The following is a 17,050-nucleotide window of genomic DNA, read 5'->3' as shown; positions in this document are numbered from 1 at the left end:
GCGGTACTGACTGCAGGGAGCACACAGCACCGATGCCGGGTGAAACAGGCGTCCTGTGATAGGGACGGGGGAAGGTGTGAGCAAGTTCCAACGAAACGGCAGTCACCCGATGACCGACCTCTGCAGTAGGGCATCGGGAACCTTGGCTCATCAGCTGTCGTCCATAGCCGGCGGACAACGCTCGCGGATTGTTCATTTCTGCCGCCGAGCGCCACCAGGTTTTGCTTTGCGCGGGCTGCGCAGGCCTATGCGATGCGGCAGAAGGGACTCTGGAGGGCATTGCCACCCTTTACGAGGTTTCCATGAGCTGGGCCGGCCCCTATCAATACGAAATTGGCAAATCCCCCGATAAACAAGCGACGCCACCTGAAGTCATTTTCGATGAGCTGGTGCCGACCTTGTTGTGTCTTTCCCATTTGCGCTGGCGCTTCGTCTATCAACGCCCACAGCACCTGATGTCGCGCTTCGCCCGTGACTTCAACGTGCTGTTTGCCGAAGAGCCGATCCCAACCGAAGACGCCCAGCCCTGGCTGGAGGTACGGCCCGAGGAAAATGGCGTCCAGGTACTGATTCCGCGTCTGCCTCAGGCCTGCGAGGGCGAGGCAGCGCTGCGCGTGCAGCGCGATCTGCTCGACGGTTATCTGGAAAAGCTCGGCGTCAATGAGCTGATGCTCTGGTTCTACACGCCGATGGCGCTCGGTTATGCCGGCCACCTGAAGCCCGAGCTCACCGTCTACGACTGCATGGACGAACTCTCGGCCTTCCGTGGCGCGCCGCCCGAGCTGGTGCAGCGCGAGCGCGAGCTGCTCGAGCGCGCCGATTTGGTCTTCACGGGTGGCTACAGTCTCTGGGAAGCCAAGCGCACGTTGCACGACAACGCCTTCGCCTTTCCCAGCAGCGTCGACGTGGCGCACTTCGCCGAGGCCCGGCGGACCCAGGCCGACCCCGACGACCAAGCCGAGATCCCTCATCCACGGCTGGGCTTCTACGGCGTGATTGACGAGCGTTTCGATATCGAACTGGTGGCCGACATGGCGGAAAAACGCCCTGACTGGCAGTTCGTGCTGGTTGGGCCAGTGGTAAAAATCGACTCGGCCGACCTGCCGCAGCGCGACAACATCCACTACCTGGGCGGTAAGACGTACGACGAGTTGCCCAAATACCTGGCCGGCTGGGACGTGGCCATCATGCCGTTCGCGATGAACGAGTCGACCCGTTTCATCAGCCCGACCAAGACGCCGGAATATCTGGCAGGCGGCCGGCCCGTGGTGTCCACGCCGATCAAGGACGTGATGCGCACCTATGGCGACACCGAGATCGTCTACATCGCCGACACGCCTGCTGCGTTCATCGAGGCGGTGGATAAAGCCTTGGCCGATGGCCAGGACCGCGACCGTTTGTTGAAGACCGCTGACGAAATCCTCGGCGACATGTCCTGGGACCATACCTGGGCGCTGATGAAGGAGAAGATGCAATGCGCGAAGTGAGCCTGCGAGACAGCAACGCCGAGATGGCAGGCGGCGGGGCCAGCGAAAGCTCATCCCATGGCCGCCGCGGCTTCGACTACCTGATCGTTGGCGCCGGTTTCGCCGGCAGCGTGCTGGCCGAACGGCTGGCTGCCGGGCTGAACAAGCGCGTGCTGGTGGTCGACCGGCGGCCGCACATCGGCGGCAATGCCTACGATCACTACGACGAAGCCGGCGTATTGATCCACCGCTACGGCCCGCACATCTTCCACACCAACGCCCAGCGCATCGTCGACTACCTGTCGCAGTTCACCGAGTGGCGGCCTTACGAGCATCGTGTACTGGCGCAGGTGGACGGGCAGGAAGTGCCGATCCCGATCAACATGACCACGCTGAACAAGCTCTACGGTCTGAACATGACCACCGAACAGGAAGCGGCGGACTTCCTCGCCGGTCGCGCCGAGCCGGTGGAAGACATCCAGACCAGCGAGGACGTGGTGATCAACGGCATCGGCCGTGAGCTGTACCAGAAGTTCTTCCGCGGCTACACCCGCAAACAGTGGGGCCTGGACCCGTCGCAGCTGGACAAGTCGGTCACCTCGCGTATCCCGACGCGAACCAATACTGACGACCGCTACTTCACCGACACCTTCCAGCAGATGCCCAAGCATGGCTACACCAAAATGTTCGAGAAAATGCTCGCGCACCCGAATATCAAAGTCATGATCAACACCGACTACCGCGAGATCCGCGACGATGTGCAGCACGACCACCTGATCTTCTGCGGGCCCATCGACGAATTCTTCGACTACCGCTTCGGCAAGCTGCCGTACCGCTCGCTGAAATTCGAACACAAGCAGCTCGAGCAGGAGCAGCTCCAGGCCGTCGGTACGGTCAACTACCCGAGTGAAGACGTGCCCTACACGCGCATCAGCGAGTACAAGCACCTGACCGGGCAGATTCATCCGAAAACCAGCGTCACCTACGAATACCCGTCGGCGGAGGGCGATCCCTATTACCCCATTCCGCGGCCGGAGAATGCCGAGCTGTACAAGCGCTACCAGAAGCTCGCGGACGAGACGCCAGGCGTGACCTTCGTCGGCCGCCTCGGCACCTACAAGTACTACAACATGGATCAGGTAGTCGGGCAGGCGCTGGCGCTGTACAAGCGCATCGAAGAGGCCGAGCGTGGCCCTGCTGCGGGCGAGAGCGCGGCGCACGGTCAGTCCCTGGCCGAACAGGCCCCCTGAGAGAGGCACACGGATGCATCAGCCAAGCGTATTTCGGAGCTTCTTTATGGGCGGCTTCGAATGCTCAAATCATCGCCGCAGCGATGGCCGACGCCTCGACCTGCTGGCCGCTACCGGGCATGACCGCTGGGCCGCCCATGATTACGCAGTGCTGCATCGACACGGCTTGCACACCGTGCGTGACGGCCTGCGCTGGCACCTGATCGAACCGACGCCCGGGCAATACGACTGGTCAAGCTTCCTGCCGATGCTGCAGGCGGCCCGGCGCCAGGGCACCCAGGTGATCTGGGATCTGTGCCACTACGGCTGGCCGGACGACATCGACATCTGGCGACCGCAGTTCGTCGAGCGCTTCGCCCGCTATGCGGCCGCGGCGGCGCAGTTGATCAAGGACGAGACCGATACGGTGCCGTTCTACGCGCCGTTGAACGAGATCTCGTTCTGGGCCTGGGCTGGCGGCGACGAGGCCTACTTCAACCCCATGGCACGCGGCCGTGGCTTTGAGCTCAAGCATCAGCTGGTGCGCGCCACCATCGCCGCGATGCAGGCGATCCGCGAGGTTGAACCGCGGGCGCGTTTTATTCAGGTCGAACCGGCCATTCACGTCGTCGCGCCAAATGATCGGCCCGGCCCGCAGCGCGAGGCCGAGCGCTACCGCCAATCGCAGTTCGAGGCCTGGGACATGCTCTGCGGCGAACTCTGGCCGGGCCTCGGCGGCGCCCCGGAATACCTTGATCTGCTCGGCGTGAACTATTACCCCGACAACCAGTGGTATCACGGCGCAGGTAATACCATCGGCCGGGACAGCCCAGACTACCGTCCTTTCAAAGGCATCCTCAGCGAGATCGCGCAGCGCTACAAGCGCCCCATCGTGATCGCCGAAACCGGCGCCGAAGGCGATGTGCGCGGTGACTGGCTGCGCTATGTCAGCGAGCAGGCCGGCCTGGCGATGCAGCGTGGCGTGCCGGTGGAAGGTATCTGTCTGTACCCGGTGGTGGACTACCCGGGCTGGACCGACGACCGTCATTGCCCGGTGGGGCTGCTGGGCTTCCCGGACGAAGCCGGAAACCGCCGTGTGCATGAGGGGCTGGCCGATGAGCTGCGGCTGCAACAGGCGCGCTTCAGCCACTCGAGTCCGGTTTCAAACCTCGCCAACGCCTTGCCATGAACGCGCCGGCACTGCACACACCACCGCGGGTGCCGCTCCTGCCGGATCGGCCGGTCGCCTTCTTGTGGCACTACGTGTGCGCGCGGCCTTGGCATTTCGGCGGCTTGCTGCTGCTGATCGTCGGTGCGGCGACCTGCGCGGTGGCGGTGCAGTACGGCATGAAGCTGCTGGTCGACGCCATGGCGCAGGGCAGCGCCAACCGGGGCGCGGCGGATGTATGGTTTCCACTGGGGCTGTTCATCGGCCTGATCGTGGTTGAAAACATCTTCTGGCGCCTCGGCGGCTGGCTTGGCTGCCGCACGGTGGTGGCGAGCGTGGTGGACATCCGGGTCGATCTGTTCAAGCACCTGACCGGCCACCCGATGCGCTACTTCACCGAGCACTTCGCCGGTTCGCTGGGCAACCGCATCTCGGCCCTGGGTGCCGCGGCAGGCGCGATCTACGGCGGCTTGGCCTGGAAAATCGTGCCGCCCATCGTCGACTTCATCGGCGCGGTGGTGGTGCTGTTGACCGTCGATTGGCGCATGGCCGTGGCGTTGGTCCTGTTCGTGGCCATCGTCGCGACACTGATCACCGGCTTCGGCATTCGTGGCCGCGCCAAGCATCAACGCTTCGCCGCGCAATCGGCGCGGGTCGGCGGCGAGCTGGTCGATGCGGTGTCCAACGTCTGGACCATCAAGGCTTTTTCCGCGCGCGACCGTGAAGCGGAGCGCCTCGCCAACGAGATCGGCTACGAGGCCAAGGCCCAGCGGCGCAGCTGGATGTATCTGGAAAAGGCCCGCGTCATCCACGACATCTGCCTGTCGCTGATGGCCGGCGGCATGCTGGTCTGGGCGATCAGCCTGTGGCTGGACGGTTCGGTGACGGCCGGTGACGTGGTGCTGGTCAGCGCGTTGACCTTCCGCATCCTGCACGGCTCACGCGATCTGGCGCTGGCGTTGGTGGACGCCACCCAGCAGATCGGTGCCATCGACGACACCCTGCGCATCATCCTCCAACCGCACGGCCTGGACGACCCGGAAACCCAGCTGATGCTGGCCGAGGGGGACATTACCTTCGACGACATCAGCTTCGGCTACCCCAAGCGCGGCATGGTCTTCGAGCACCTCAACCTGCACATCCCGGCGGGGCAGAAGGTCGGCGTGGTCGGGCCGTCCGGGGCGGGCAAGTCGACCCTCATTCATTTGCTGCAACGGCTGGACGACGTACAAGCCGGGCGCATCCTGATCGACGGTCAGGATGTCCGCTCCGTCAGCCAGAACAGCCTGCGCGAGAAGATTGCGGTGGTGCCGCAAGAGACCGCGCTGTTCAACCGGACGGTCCGCGAGAACATCCGCTACGGGCGCCCTGACGCGACCGATGGCGAAGTGGAGGAAGCGGCCCGTCACGCCTTCTGCGATGCCTTCATCCGCGAGCTGCCGCAGGGCTACGAGACGCTGGTTGGCGAGCGCGGCGTGATGCTCTCCGGTGGCCAGCGTCAGCGGCTGGGAATCGCCCGCGCCTTTCTCAAGGACGCGCCCATTCTCATCCTCGACGAGGCGACTTCGGCACTGGATACACAGTCGGAAGGTGAAATCCAGGCGGCACTGAACAATCTGGTACACAACCGCACCGTGGTCGCCGTCGCCCATCGGTTGTCGACGCTGGCAGGCTTCGACCGGATCATCGTGTTGCGCAACGGACTGATCATCGAAGACGGCGCACCGATGGAGCTGCGCAGCCGCGGCGGTGCTTTCGACGCCTTGTGGAAGATGCAGGCCGAGGGCTTCAAGCATGAGGCAGATCCGGCGCTATGAAACGGGTCGCGGTGAATTCGAGCAGCCTGCGCGCCTTGGGTTACGACCCGGACCAGCAGGCGCTGGAAGTTGAATTTCACAACGGCTCGCAGTACCGCTACGAGCAGGTGCCTGCCGAGGTGGTGCAGGCGTTGCTGGAGGCCGATTCCCTCGGGCGGTATTTCAATCTGGTGTTCAAGGCGCAGCAGTATCCGTATCGGCGCATTGATTGAGCGGTGCGAAGGGCTTGCCGCGTTGGTAAGGGGAGGAGTTTTAGGGTGGCTTGAGTTGTCGGTGGGCTGCGGCCCACCCTACGGTCAGCCGCCGCCCCAAGCGGGCGCTGTTTCTAGACCGCTGGCGCTCATTGAATGGAAACGTCCATGGAAGGCTATCCAAATGGCTTATCGATGGCTCCATTGAGCCGTTGCGCTGAACTTCCGGCCTGCTGCACGGGCCTCAATTGGACAGGACGCGTCATTACCGAGCGGAGGCTCCACAGACCACAAGGGGACACGCATGTCAGACCATCACACGTACAAGAAGATTGAAATCGTCGGATCTTCGCGCAACAGCGTCGATGAAGCGATTCAGAACGGTATCGCCGAGGCCAGCAGCAAGCTGCAGAACGTCGAATGGTTCGAAGTGGGTGAGATTCGCGGCCATGTCGAAAACGGCAAGGTCGGCCATTTCCAGGTCACCATGAAGGTCGGCTTCCGCCTCGCGAACAGCTGATCTGCCGTCCAGGCGGCCCGGCAGCGGCTCTTCAGCCAGCTGCCCGGGATGCCGCCCCGCGAAGCAGGGCTCAGCCGCTTGTCGTGGGCGTCTGCCCTCGACTGCACTCATAACGGCGTAGCAATGGCTGAGTGCTCAGGCCGTGGATGACAATGCTCAGCGCCACCACCGAAATGACCAGTGCAATGATGTCGTCAGCTTCTTCCGGCAATAGCCCATGGGTCACCGCGTAGCTGAGGTAGTAAAGACTGCCGATACCGCGGATGCCGAACCAGCCCACCGTCAGCCGCTGGGTACGATCCAGATAGTGGCGCGGCATCAGCAGCCACACGCTCAACGGCCGGATCACCACGAACAGCGCCAGCGCCAGCGGTAGCGCACGCCAATCCCAGTGCACCGACACCAGCACGCCAAGAATGGTCACCAGCAGCACTTCCAGGCTGCGCTCCAGTTGCCCACCAAAAGTCAGAATATCGCCCATCATCACGCCTGCTGCGACCTTGGGTTCGGCGAGCTTGTCACCTTTCAGCGGTAGTTCGCGAGGCGCCATGCCGCCTTCGGCCATGTGCGGCAAGGCGTGGGCGATCAGCTCCTCCGAAGGCGTTTCCGACTCGTCGGCGGCGATCTTTTCAGCATGGCGCAAGCCGATCCCCGCGGCGAACACGGCGAGAAAGCCCCAGGCGCCGATCAGTTCCGCCCCGACGTAAGCCAGTGCGATCAGTGCCAGGGCCAGTGAATCGTTGGGTGACATAGAGGTATCGGCATTGCGTGCTCGCAGAAAGATGGCCAGCTTGCCGATCAATTTGCCCAGCAGGTAGCCGAACGCCAGCCCGGCCGGAACCGCCCAGACCAGGCGATGTAATGCCCATTCGCCGATCCAGCCCGAGGCCAGGGTTTCCTGTTCGATCAGCAGCAAGCCGAACACCACGAAGGGAAACGCCGTGCCATCGTTGAACCCGGCTTCGCCGGACAAGCCGTAGCGCACGCGATCGCTGTCGCGGGAGTTGGTGACCTGTACCAGGCTGGCCAGCACCGGATCGGTGGGCGCCAGGATCGCACCGATCAGTACCGAAATGCCCCAGCTGAGACCGAGCAGGTAATGGCAGAGGGCGGCGACGCCGGCGATGCAGGCGAGCATCACCGGCCCGGCGAGGACATAGGCGCTTTTCCACGCCGGGTGACGCAACGGCATGCGCAGCTTGAGGCCGCTGACGAACAGCGACACCAGCACCGCAATCTCGGTGAGGTGTTCCATCCAACTGGCGATCTGCATGAAGTCCATGTCCCACAGGCCGATGCCAAGCTGGCCGATCAGCAGGCCGAAGCCGAGGTAGATCAGCGACGTGGTGACCGGCAGCCAGCGCAAATAGGCCGATGCCAGGGCGAGGATCAACAGCAGGACGCCAAGCACGGCCATCCATTCGAGAAAATTCATGCAAGGTTCCGGAGCGAGCGTGAGGCGCAGAAATGCGCATGAGCTGCAGCTTCGAACGGGTTGGCTCGAGGGGGTTCAGCGCCGTTCGCCGGACAGCCACCGGACCGGCTAGCTGCGCCTGGGCCACCTGCCCGAGCGCAGCCGGCAATGACAGCGGTGAGCGAGGGCGCCGGCTCGCGCTTGCCGCGTCCGAGCCAACCCCCCGCTGGTTTCAGCGCAGGCTGGCGAGGATGTCGAAGGCGCGGTGACGGTCGGCGGTTTCGTAAAGGTCGCAGGTAAAGATCAGCTCATCGGCCGCTGTCTGCTCCAGAAGGATCTCCAGCCGCGCGCGAATCTTCTCCGGCCCGCCGATCAGCGCCATGCCGAGAAAGCTGCCAACAGCGTCCTGCTCATGGGGCAGCCACTTGCCCTGCATGCTGGTGACCGGTGGCACCAGCACCAGGCTCTGGCCACGGATCAGGGCAAGAATGCGCTGGTAGGCGGTGGTGGCCAGGTATTCGGCCTGCTCATCGGTATCGGCGGCCATCAACGGCACGCCGAGCATCACGTAGGGCTTGTCCAGCACCTCGGACGGACGGAAGTTCTCGCGGTACAGACGAATCGCCTCGTGCATGTAGCGCGGCGCGAAATGCGAGGCGAAGGCGTAGGGCAAGCCTTTGGCCGCCGCCAGCTGAGCGCTGAACAGGCTCGAACCGAGCAGCCAGATCGGTACATTGCTGCCCATGCCCGGCATGGCGATGACTCGCTGGTTGGGCTGGCGCGGACCGAGCAGCCGCTGCAGTTCTTCTACATCGGCTGGAAAGTCATCGGCATTGCCCATGCGGTCACGGCGCAAGGCATGGGCGGTGAACTGATCGGCGCCCGGCGCGCGACCCAGACCCAGCTCGATTCGCCCAGGATAAAGCGCTTCCAGCGTGCCGAACTGCTCGGCGACCACCAGCGGCGCATGGTTGGGCAGCATGACGCCGCCAGCGCCCAGGCGAATCCGCGACGTGCCGGACGCCAGGTAGCCGATCAGCACCGAGGTGGCGGCGCTGGCGATGCCGTCCATGTTGTGGTGCTCGGCGACCCAGAAGCGCTCGAAGCCAAGCTTCTCCACGTGCTGAGCCAGCGCCAGCGAGTTGCGCAGGGCCAGACCGGCATCGCCGTCATCGCGAATGGGCGCCAGGTCGAGGGTGGAGAAACGGGTGTGTTCGATACGGGACATCGTCTACCTCTTTGCTGACGGCTGCTCAGTAGCAGTGCTCGGCCTCGGCGCGCGCCAGGACATTACGGTCTTCGTCGCGCAGCCAGCCTTGTGGGTTGAAGCCCAGCGAGCGGGCCTGGAACAGATAGCGCCGCCCGGGCTGGAAATCGTCGTAGTTGATCACCAGGGTGCAGCGCAGGTACTGGGTGTCGCCGAAATCGCCGAAGTCACCGCTACTGATTTCGAATTCGTAGCGTGCCTCGAGTTCATGCGCACCAGGGCTGACCTGGAAATAGCGACCGTCTGGCGTGCGCTCGCCGTCCAGCTGGTCGGACATGAAAATGTCGCTGGGTTGGGCGCTCATTTCGACCCAGGCCATGTCCGGATCGGGTGCAGGCAGCGGGCCGGCACAGCCGATCAGGCCGAGCGCCAGCAATGGAGCGATGAACAGACGCATGATGAATCCTCCGGATAACCGCAGGATCAGCCTCTGCTGTCGCGGTCAGCCAATGAGCCTGAGCCACCTGGGGCTCTTTTTCAACGACTGCACCACGACAGAACGGTTCACAGCGAAACGTCAGCGGGTCGCGACCCCGCCGCAGCCTCGCTCGGTGGCCTTGGCCAGCATGCGGTCATGCTGGTCATACAGTTTGGCCCAGGGACGGAAACCGTAGCCGCCAGCAACCAGCCGATAGCGGGCCCCGGCGTTAAAGCTGTCATAACTCAGGGTCAGGCGGCAGTCACGTGCCAGCGCTTCGCTGTCACGACCCACATCGGCCGGGCCGACTTCGAAGCGATAGCGCATACCCAGCTGATGGCTGCCGGGGGCGACCTGAAAGTAGCGATCATCCTTCAGCGGTCGCTCATCGACCGCCACGGCCATCAATTCGGTTTCACCATGGGGATCAAGATCGATCCAGGCCTGGTTCGGATCGGGCTGGGGCATCCACAAGGCGCAGCCGCCAAGGCTGGATAGCGCAACAACAAGCATCAGGATTCGCATGTAAGGGGATCTCCGGTCGGTGACGGCCTGGCTGTTTGACACCGGCGTGTTCGGTATTTGGGCGGGCTTCGAACTCGTTGTAGGCTCAGCGCATCGCCCCGTGGGGCCTGCAGACAGGTCAGCGTGTGTTCATGTCGAAGCCGAAAATCGCCGCAGTCGACACCCGAATAATGCGCTGGGTTCCCCTGCTGCTGGCGGTGGGTCTGACGGGTTGCAGCAGCTATTACGGGCAATTAGCGGTCGGTCAGCTCGAGCTGCTGCGCCAGCGCGAGCCCATTGTGGCAATCGTCGACGATCCGCAACGCGAGCCACAGTTGCGCCAGCGACTGGCCCTCGCCCTGCAAGCCAGAGGCTTCGCCAGCGATGCGCTGGCACTCCCGGACAACCAGAGTTATCAGGTTTACGCCGAGATCCAGCGGCCGTATGTGATGTGGAATCTATTCATCGCCGAGGAATTTTCGGTGGAGCAGCGGACCCAGTGCTTTCCGATAGCCGGTTGCGTGGCCTACCGCGGCTACTACCAGCAGGGCCGCGCTCGCGGCGCCGCGGCGCTGATGCAAGCCGAGGGCTACGACACGCTGGTCTCCGGCGTGCCGGCCTATTCCACCCTGGGTTGGTTTGACGATCCGCTGCTCAGCTCGATGCTGCGCTGGGACGATGATCGCCTGGCCGGGTTGATCTTCCACGAGCTGGCGCACCAGCAGCTATATGTCACTGACGATACGGCGTTCAACGAATCCTTCGCTTCCTTTGTCGAGCGCGAAGGGCTGCGGCAGTGGCGCGCCAGCCGGGGCCTGCCAGCGCCGAACGAGACCGCGCGCAAGCATTACGCCGACCTCAGCAAACTGGCCCTGGCGACCCGCGACCGATTGGCCGAGATTTACGCGTCCGACCTGAGCGAGTCCGCAATGCGCGCTGCCAAACGTGACGAGTTCATGCGCATGCGGCAGACCTATCTGCAGCTGCGCGACGGCCCGTGGAAAGGCGACGACCGCTTCGATCGCTGGATGAACCAGCCGCTGAACAATGCCAGCCTGGTTCCGTTTGGCCTCTATGACCAATGGGTGCCTGCCTTCGCCGCGTTATACGAGCAGGTCGGCGGCGATTGGTCGCGCTTCTATGCCGCGGTGGCCTCCTTGGGTCGCCTGCCTGCCGACGAGCGGAAACGGCAACTGGATGCGCTCCGCTGAAACCTCTCGCCGCTTCGTTTGAAGCGCGATGCGGCAAGGCGTGGCGGCTGATCACGCTGCGCTGAATCGGAGCCTGTTCGAAGGGGTTGGGCGCTGCCGCTTGTCGAGTCCTTGCATGTTCGCACCAGATTTCACGGAATTGTTTTCCGCTTGCCTCCGTCCATTTTCTAGACCGTCAGCCCAGCCTGACCCGTGATTTGGCCGTACGAATCTGTACGTCCAGCCAATACAAGCCGTTTAAACGGAGGCTCCATGGATAACCTAACCGGCATCCTCGATAACAAGGGCACGCCCCTTGAAAAGCAGAAGTTCACCTGGAAAGAGATGGCGGGCAAGCCGATCAGCAAGCTGGATGACGACGCTTTTACCCGCGTGCGGATCATCCTGATGAACGGGATCGAAACCGATGCGCTGCGTCTCAAGCACGGCATTGCGCGGATCACCGGACAGCTACGTGGCCCGCTCGCCGAGATCCGTCGCGTCGAGCAGCATCAGGCGACCATGGTCAACTGGCTGATCTCCGCCGACCACTCGCCGCTGGAAACCACCGTCGCCTATGAGCAGGTCGCGATCGAAGTCACCGCGGCCGTGGCCCAGACCGAGCCGGACCCCTACCAGGCGCAGACTTACCGCTTCGGCCTGCTGGAAGACTTCGACCACCTGTATCGCTACTCGGCCATGCTCGATCGCCTCGAAGGCAAGGACGCGAACAATATCCTGCAGGGCTACACCGACATCGTCCCAGGCCGGCAGACCTCCGAGCACCACCGCCATCCGGACAACGACCTGCGCGAAAGCTATGCCAAGGAGCAGGCAGATCTCATCACCAAGATTCATGCGGCCATGATCACCGCGGCTGAGTACCAGACCCACGACTACTACATGAACATCGGCCCGCTGTTCGCCGATCCGTTGGCACGTCAGCTGTACGCCGAAATTGCATCGGTCGAAGAGCAGCACGTCACCCAGTACGGCTCGTTGGCCGACCCGCAGGAATCCTTCATGGAGAAGTGGCTGGTGCACGAGGCGATGGAAGTCTATGCCTACGCCAGCTGCGCCGAGCAGGAAACCAACCACCGTATCAAGGCCATGTGGGAGCGCTTCCTCGATTACGAATTGGGCCATCTGCAAGTGGCCTGCGAGCACTTCAAGAACATCGAGCGTCGCGACCCGGCCGAGATTCTCGGCGGCCCGCTGCCGAAGATGATCGAGTTCAAGAGCCAGCGTGAGTTTGTCCGTCAGGTCCTCGCCGCCGAGGTCAACCTGCGCACCAGCGGCACCCAGTACGTCGACAAGAGCCAGGAGCCGCAGAACTCTCTGGACTACCGCGCCCAGCTCAATTCCGAAGGTATCGCGTCGAACATCGTCTCGGCCGGTTACCAGTGGGCACCGGGCGGTGAACTCATGCAGATGCGCAAGGTTTCTTGAGGAGAATAGACATGGCAACTTCAGCAAAACTGGGCACCAATTTCACCGGCGTGCAGATGTCTCCGAAGGACACCAAGCGCCTGCTCGATGCCGTTAACGAGATCCATCCGGACGTTCCGGGCGATTCCAAGGGCATCATGCTCGAACGCACGACCCGCGCCGAGGAAGCCGATCGCATCGGCTCGGTGCCGGTCCCGGGTTCGGCCAAAGGCATGCTCAAATCCACCTTCGACATGGCGCTGGGCAAGAGCCCGGAGCTGCTGGTCGACAAGCTCGGCGAGCGCCTGGCCTTCGAGCGCAGCGGCGTGCGCATGTACGACGCCATGATCGCCAAGGCCAAGGGACTCGAAACCGCCCAATCGGACCTGGTCCAGGTGCTGCAGCACATCCGTGACGAAGAGTTCGAGCACATGAACATGGTCGCAGAAGCGATCGAAACGCTAGGCGCCGACCCTACCGCGCAGACGCCATCTGCCGACGTCGTAGGGGTCAAGTCGATGGGGGTGATGCAGGTGCTCACCGATCCTCGAACCAACATCGCTCAAGGCATCAACGCGCTGCTGACCCTCGAACTTGAGGACAACGCCGCCTGGGAGCTGCTGATCGAGCTGGCCGAGGCCGGTGGTCACCCGCGCATCGCCAAGGGCTTCCACAAGGCCAAGGCGCAGGAAGATGACCATGTGGTGAAGATCAAGTCACTCCTGCGCAAGGACCTGCTCAGCCAGGTGCAATGAATACCGCGTGCGCTTCAAACCTTGGCGCGCCTTCGGGGGCGTCTTTTTTTGCGGGACGACAAGCAGGTGGCTTGATTAGACGCTTTTAGTGCATAAGCAAATTCATTCTTATTCTTTCTGGTAGCAGTCGTTCCAGCTATAGACTCGCGGCCCAGTGACCATCGAGAGGCCATTTCATGCGGCGTGGATCGTTTCATTACCTGATAGTCCCCGGCTGGCATGGCTCGCCTGAGGATCATTGGCAGAGCCACTGGCAGCGCACCCTGCCTCACAGCCAGCGCGTCGAACAGGCCGATTGGCTTCAGCCGCAGCGGTCTGACTGGGTGGCCGAACTGAGTCGTGGCATCGCCGGCGCGCCAGAACCGGTGGTGCTGATCGCGCATAGTCTCGGCTGCGTAACCGTCGCACACTGGGCGGCGCAGGCAGCGCCCGATGCGCTGCGGCGGGTGCGGGGTGCGCTGCTGGTCGCGCCGGCGGACGTCGAGCGGCCGGGCTGCCCCGGGCCGCTGCGCAACTTCGCGCCGTTGCCCTTGGCGTCGCTGCCGTTTCCGAGCGTGCTGGTGGGGTCCGACAATGATCCTGCTGCCAGCGCCGACCGCTCGCGTGCCATGGGCAAGGCCTGGGACAGCCAAGCGAGCGTGCTCAGTGGTGTCGGGCACATCAACGTGGCCTCAGGACACCATTGTTGGGAAGAGGGACTGGCCTATCTCGAGCGTCTGCAATCGCTGCTCAACGAGCAGGCACGACGGCGGGCTTGACGGCGTCCGGGTCGATTGGGCGAGTGACCCTTCGTTCAGAGGTCATTCGCCACCGCTCGGTGGATCAGTGAGGCGTGCACCCTACAAAGGCTGAGCCTCATCACTGAGCAGCCTGACCACAATCCAGGGCGAACCGGCGCCATTCGTTACACTCTGATGCTCCATTGCCGTCCATCGAGCTGTTGCATGCCCAGCCCCGCATCATCCGACACTGCTGCATCCCTTCCCCTCGTGCTTGCCGGGCCCATGCTGCGCCGGCTCGAGGCGGGGCGGCTGGTGCTTTGGCTGGTGGCCAGCGAGCCGCTGCAGTTGCGCCTGGCCTTGCAGCCCGAAGGGGAGGCTCCGGTCTCGCTGGCCCTGGAAGGCGAATGCTGTCGTCAGCTGCGCGTTGGCACCTCAGCCTGGCTGCACCTGATCGATCTCAAGCTGGAAACGCCGCTGCCGGTCGAACGCCTGGTCGAATACGACCTGCTGATCCAGCGCGATGGCACTGAGCAAGGCATCGCCGAGTGGGCGCCGCACCTGATCCATGACGGGTTCGAGCGTCCGGCATTCGTCGTCCGGTCGCGCTACGACGACCTGCTGCATGGCTCCTGCCGCAAGCCTCACCATCCCTCGGCGGACGGCTTGGTCACTGTGGATTCGCTGGTGGCCCAGACCCGCCGCTCCCCCGAGCGCTGGCCCGCCGCGCTGCTGATGACCGGCGACCAGATCTACGCCGACGACGTGGCCGGGCCCACTCTGGTAGCCATTCATGCGCTGATTCGCCGGCTCGGGCTGTATGGCGAATGTCTTGAGGGTGCCACCGTCTCAGGCAGCGATGAATTGCTGGCGCATCCGGCCACCTACTATCAGCGCGAACAGTTGCTGCCGGCGTTTAAATCCAACGAAGCCCTGCGTGAGCGCTTCTTTGGAGGAGTCGAAAAACCGGTGTTCACCACCTCCAGCGCGCACAACCATCTGGTGTCGCTGGGCGAGGTGCTGGCGATGTACCTGCTGGTCTGGTCACCGCTGCCCTGGGGCCTGATCGAGCTTCAGCGGCCAGCGCTGGACGGCGAGCAGGCTGAGCGCTGGGCGCGTGAACTGAGTTGCATCGATGCCTTCCAGGTCGGCCTGCCGCAGGTGGCGCGGGCATTGGCGCACCTGCCGTCGCTGATGATTTTCGATGACCACGACATCACCGATGACTGGAACCTCAGCGCCCGCTGGGAGCAGACCGCCTACGGCCATCCGTTTTCCCGGCGCATCATCGGCAACGCCTTGCTCGGCTATCTGCTGTGTCAGGCCTGGGGCAATGCGCCGGATGCCAGCGTCACGTCGTTGAGCGCGGTTGAGGCGTTGCTCAATAGCGGCGAAGGCGGGCGACTCGATTGCGCCCTGCATGATCAAGTGGTTGACGAGCTGCTGGCGCGCGGCGACTGGGGTTATGTCATACCCAGCGAGCCGGCGCTGGTAGTGCTTGATACTCGTACGCGACGCTGGCGCAGCGAGCGCAACCTGAGCCGGCCTTCGGGGCTGATGGATTGGGAAGCACTGACGGATTTTCAGCAGGAATTGCTCGATCATCGTTCGGTGATCATCGTCTCGCCGGCGCCGATGTTCGGCGTCAAGCTGATCGAGACCGTGCAACGCGTATTCAGCTGGGCCGGCCTGTCGCTGTTGGTCGACGCCGAAAACTGGATGGCCCATCGCGGCGCGGCGCAGGTCATGCTCAACATCTTCCGCCACACCCGCACGCCGGGTAACTACGTGATCCTCTCCGGCGACGTGCATTACTCGTTCGCCTATGAGGTACGCATTCGCGGCCGTGTCCAGGGCCCGCGGTTATGGCAGATCACCAGCAGCGGCGTGAAGAATGAGTTTCCGCCGCGCTTGCTCGACCTGTTCGACCGGCTCAACCGCTGGCTGTATTCGCCGCGCTCGCCGTTGAACTGGTTCACCAAACGCCGACGCGTGCGCGTCCAGCCATGGCTGCCGAGCCGCAGCCGGTCTGGCGAACGCCTATGGAACGGCTCGGGTATTGGTCGCATCCGGCTCGATGCCAAGGGCCGACCGTCGCAGGTTCAGCAGATCAACGCCGATGGGTCGCCACCGGTGAGCTTCGCCCCCGAGCGCGACCCGGCGCGCTAGCCGAACGCCGCGCGCAGCGCCGGCAGCGTGGCGTAGTAGTAGGCCGGCGATTGCGCCATCAGCTCGGCATGGCTGCCAAAACCGTAACCCACCCCGACAGCCTGCAACCCGTTGCTGTGCGCGCCGATCAGGTCGTGCTTGCGGTCGCCGATCATCAGTGTTTGCTCGGGATCGAGGCCTTCTCTGGCGATCACATGGGCGATCAGCTCGACCTTATTGGTGCGGGTGCCGTCCAGCTCGCTGCCATAGATGACCTTGAAGTGCTGATCGAAGGCGAAATGCCGGGCAATTTCGCGGGCGAAAACCGAGGGTTTCGAGGTCGCTACATAGAGCGTCCGGCCTTGCCCGCGCAAGTGTTCGAGCATCTCCAGCACGCCGTCGAACAGCAGGTTTTCGTAGAGGCCGACCGTCTTGAAGCGCTCGCGGTAATGGCCGACCGCTTCCCAGGCCCGCGCTTCGTCGAAGCCGTAGAACTCCATGAACGCCTGCAGCAGCGGCGGGCCGATAAAGGACTCGAGTTTGGCCAGATCTGGCTCGTTGATGCCGAGCTGCGCCAGTGCATGCTGGATCGAGCGGGTGATGCCTTCGCGTGGGTCGGTCAGGGTGCCGTCGAGGTCGAAGAGAATGGTGGCGTGATGCATGGAGACGAGCCGGCTGCTGGGTGGCCGCCGATTGTCCCGTATCGGTCGGTGTCAGGGCAAACAACGCCCGGCGAGCGGTTCGCGAGCAAGCTCGCTCCTTGTATCTCGACTGCTGCCTCATTGTGGGCAATAGTCCCCGACTGATCATCGGGGG

The 17,050-nt window shown here is 63.6% G+C and carries 16 protein-coding genes; 11 read left to right on the top strand and 5 right to left on the bottom strand.

All coding sequences use genetic code 11. The features are described from left to right. Window positions 1-302 precede the first annotated feature (302 nt). From AAGW23_RS21400 to AAGW23_RS21375, 6 genes are all read left to right on the top strand, one after another. Complete coding sequence (locus AAGW23_RS21400) at window positions 303-1,487, top strand: glycosyltransferase family 1 protein (RefSeq protein ID WP_342408279.1); 1,185 nt, start codon at window positions 303-305, stop codon at window positions 1,485-1,487. Then, entirely contained in the window at window positions 1,475-2,716 is a 1,242-nt protein-coding gene (gene glf, locus AAGW23_RS21395) for a UDP-galactopyranose mutase (RefSeq protein ID WP_342408278.1), read from the top strand. Before AAGW23_RS21400 ends, glf begins: the two co-directional genes overlap by 13 nt. Window positions 2,717-2,729: 13 nt before the next feature. Further along, window positions 2,730-3,884, top strand: a complete 1,155-nt coding sequence (locus AAGW23_RS21390) for a beta-glucosidase (protein ID WP_342408277.1) — start codon at window positions 2,730-2,732, stop codon at window positions 3,882-3,884. Further along, complete coding sequence (locus AAGW23_RS21385) at window positions 3,881-5,680, top strand: ABC transporter ATP-binding protein (protein ID WP_342408276.1); 1,800 nt, start codon at window positions 3,881-3,883, stop codon at window positions 5,678-5,680. Before AAGW23_RS21390 ends, AAGW23_RS21385 begins: the two co-directional genes overlap by 4 nt. Next, window positions 5,677-5,892: a KTSC domain-containing protein gene (locus AAGW23_RS21380; RefSeq protein ID WP_342408275.1), complete on the top strand. Its 216-nt coding sequence runs from the start codon at window positions 5,677-5,679 to the stop codon at window positions 5,890-5,892. Before AAGW23_RS21385 ends, AAGW23_RS21380 begins: the two co-directional genes overlap by 4 nt. Window positions 5,893-6,175: 283 nt before the next feature. Then, window positions 6,176-6,391: a dodecin gene (locus tag AAGW23_RS21375; protein ID WP_019341430.1), complete on the top strand. Its 216-nt coding sequence runs from the start codon at window positions 6,176-6,178 to the stop codon at window positions 6,389-6,391. Between the two features lie 70 nt (window positions 6,392-6,461). Here the strand turns inward: AAGW23_RS21375 and AAGW23_RS21370 are convergent, their stop codons facing one another. The 4 genes from AAGW23_RS21370 to AAGW23_RS21355 form a co-directional block, all read right to left on the bottom strand. Further along, entirely contained in the window at window positions 6,462-7,826 is a 1,365-nt protein-coding gene (locus AAGW23_RS21370) for a sodium:proton antiporter (protein ID WP_342408274.1), read from the bottom strand. Window positions 7,827-8,037: 211 nt separating this feature from the next. Next, the gene (locus AAGW23_RS21365) at window positions 8,038-9,033 is read right to left on the bottom strand and encodes an LLM class flavin-dependent oxidoreductase (protein WP_342408273.1); all 996 of its coding nucleotides are present in this window, start codon (window positions 9,031-9,033) and stop codon (window positions 8,038-8,040) included. A 25-nt stretch (window positions 9,034-9,058) separates the two neighbouring features. Then, window positions 9,059-9,469, bottom strand: a complete 411-nt coding sequence (locus tag AAGW23_RS21360) for a hypothetical protein (protein WP_342408272.1) — start codon at window positions 9,467-9,469, stop codon at window positions 9,059-9,061. A 120-nt stretch (window positions 9,470-9,589) separates the two neighbouring features. After that, window positions 9,590-10,015 carry a hypothetical protein gene (locus tag AAGW23_RS21355; RefSeq protein ID WP_102837227.1) on the bottom strand — a complete coding sequence of 142 codons (426 nt, stop codon included), beginning with the start codon at window positions 10,013-10,015 and terminating at the stop codon, window positions 9,590-9,592. A gap of 131 nt (window positions 10,016-10,146) precedes the next feature. On the opposite strand from AAGW23_RS21355, the gene AAGW23_RS21350 reads away from it, so the two are divergent. From AAGW23_RS21350 to AAGW23_RS21330, 5 genes are all read left to right on the top strand, one after another. Beyond that, the gene (locus AAGW23_RS21350; RefSeq protein WP_342408271.1) at window positions 10,147-11,205 is read left to right on the top strand and encodes an aminopeptidase; all 1,059 of its coding nucleotides are present in this window, start codon (window positions 10,147-10,149) and stop codon (window positions 11,203-11,205) included. 252 nt (window positions 11,206-11,457) lie between these two features. Further along, window positions 11,458-12,633, top strand: coding sequence for a hypothetical protein (locus tag AAGW23_RS21345; RefSeq protein WP_342408270.1), 1,176 nt, complete (start codon window positions 11,458-11,460; stop codon window positions 12,631-12,633). Window positions 12,634-12,644: 11 nt separating this feature from the next. After that, window positions 12,645-13,367: a ferritin-like domain-containing protein gene (locus tag AAGW23_RS21340; protein WP_342408269.1), complete on the top strand. Its 723-nt coding sequence runs from the start codon at window positions 12,645-12,647 to the stop codon at window positions 13,365-13,367. 176 nt (window positions 13,368-13,543) lie between these two features. After that, window positions 13,544-14,125: an alpha/beta hydrolase gene (locus tag AAGW23_RS21335; protein ID WP_342408268.1), complete on the top strand. Its 582-nt coding sequence runs from the start codon at window positions 13,544-13,546 to the stop codon at window positions 14,123-14,125. A 186-nt stretch (window positions 14,126-14,311) separates the two neighbouring features. Next, window positions 14,312-16,255, top strand: a complete 1,944-nt coding sequence (locus AAGW23_RS21330; RefSeq protein WP_342408267.1) for an alkaline phosphatase family protein — start codon at window positions 14,312-14,314, stop codon at window positions 16,253-16,255. Here AAGW23_RS21330 and AAGW23_RS21325 read toward each other — a convergent pair. Continuing rightward, complete coding sequence (locus AAGW23_RS21325; protein ID WP_342408266.1) at window positions 16,252-16,896, bottom strand: HAD family hydrolase; 645 nt, start codon at window positions 16,894-16,896, stop codon at window positions 16,252-16,254. The genes AAGW23_RS21330 and AAGW23_RS21325 overlap by 4 nt on opposite strands. Window positions 16,897-17,050: the final 154 nt, after the last annotated feature.

This window comes from Stutzerimonas chloritidismutans (genome assembly GCF_038562055.1).
In the GTDB taxonomy this organism is placed as follows: Bacteria; Pseudomonadota; Gammaproteobacteria; order Pseudomonadales; family Pseudomonadaceae; genus Stutzerimonas; species Stutzerimonas chloritidismutans_A.
Note: the sequence above shows the minus strand (reverse complement) of the source record. Positions and strands in the feature narration are given on the sequence as shown.

Coding starts and splice junctions, on each gene's coding strand:
- AAGW23_RS21400 (WP_342408279.1), top strand. CDS start 303: ATGAGCTGGGCCGGCCCCTATCAATACGAAATTGGCAAATCCCCCGAT.
- glf (WP_342408278.1), top strand. CDS start 1,475: ATGCGCGAAGTGAGCCTGCGAGACAGCAACGCCGAGATGGCAGGCGGC.
- AAGW23_RS21390 (WP_342408277.1), top strand. CDS start 2,730: ATGCATCAGCCAAGCGTATTTCGGAGCTTCTTTATGGGCGGCTTCGAA.
- AAGW23_RS21385 (WP_342408276.1), top strand. CDS start 3,881: ATGAACGCGCCGGCACTGCACACACCACCGCGGGTGCCGCTCCTGCCG.
- AAGW23_RS21380 (WP_342408275.1), top strand. CDS start 5,677: ATGAAACGGGTCGCGGTGAATTCGAGCAGCCTGCGCGCCTTGGGTTAC.
- AAGW23_RS21375 (WP_019341430.1), top strand. CDS start 6,176: ATGTCAGACCATCACACGTACAAGAAGATTGAAATCGTCGGATCTTCG.
- AAGW23_RS21370 (WP_342408274.1), bottom strand. CDS start 7,826: ATGAATTTTCTCGAATGGATGGCCGTGCTTGGCGTCCTGCTGTTGATC.
- AAGW23_RS21365 (WP_342408273.1), bottom strand. CDS start 9,033: ATGTCCCGTATCGAACACACCCGTTTCTCCACCCTCGACCTGGCGCCC.
- AAGW23_RS21360 (WP_342408272.1), bottom strand. CDS start 9,469: ATGCGTCTGTTCATCGCTCCATTGCTGGCGCTCGGCCTGATCGGCTGT.
- AAGW23_RS21355 (WP_102837227.1), bottom strand. CDS start 10,015: ATGCGAATCCTGATGCTTGTTGTTGCGCTATCCAGCCTTGGCGGCTGC.
- AAGW23_RS21350 (WP_342408271.1), top strand. CDS start 10,147: ATGTCGAAGCCGAAAATCGCCGCAGTCGACACCCGAATAATGCGCTGG.
- AAGW23_RS21345 (WP_342408270.1), top strand. CDS start 11,458: ATGGATAACCTAACCGGCATCCTCGATAACAAGGGCACGCCCCTTGAA.
- AAGW23_RS21340 (WP_342408269.1), top strand. CDS start 12,645: ATGGCAACTTCAGCAAAACTGGGCACCAATTTCACCGGCGTGCAGATG.
- AAGW23_RS21335 (WP_342408268.1), top strand. CDS start 13,544: ATGCGGCGTGGATCGTTTCATTACCTGATAGTCCCCGGCTGGCATGGC.
- AAGW23_RS21330 (WP_342408267.1), top strand. CDS start 14,312: ATGCCCAGCCCCGCATCATCCGACACTGCTGCATCCCTTCCCCTCGTG.
- AAGW23_RS21325 (WP_342408266.1), bottom strand. CDS start 16,896: ATGCATCACGCCACCATTCTCTTCGACCTCGACGGCACCCTGACCGAC.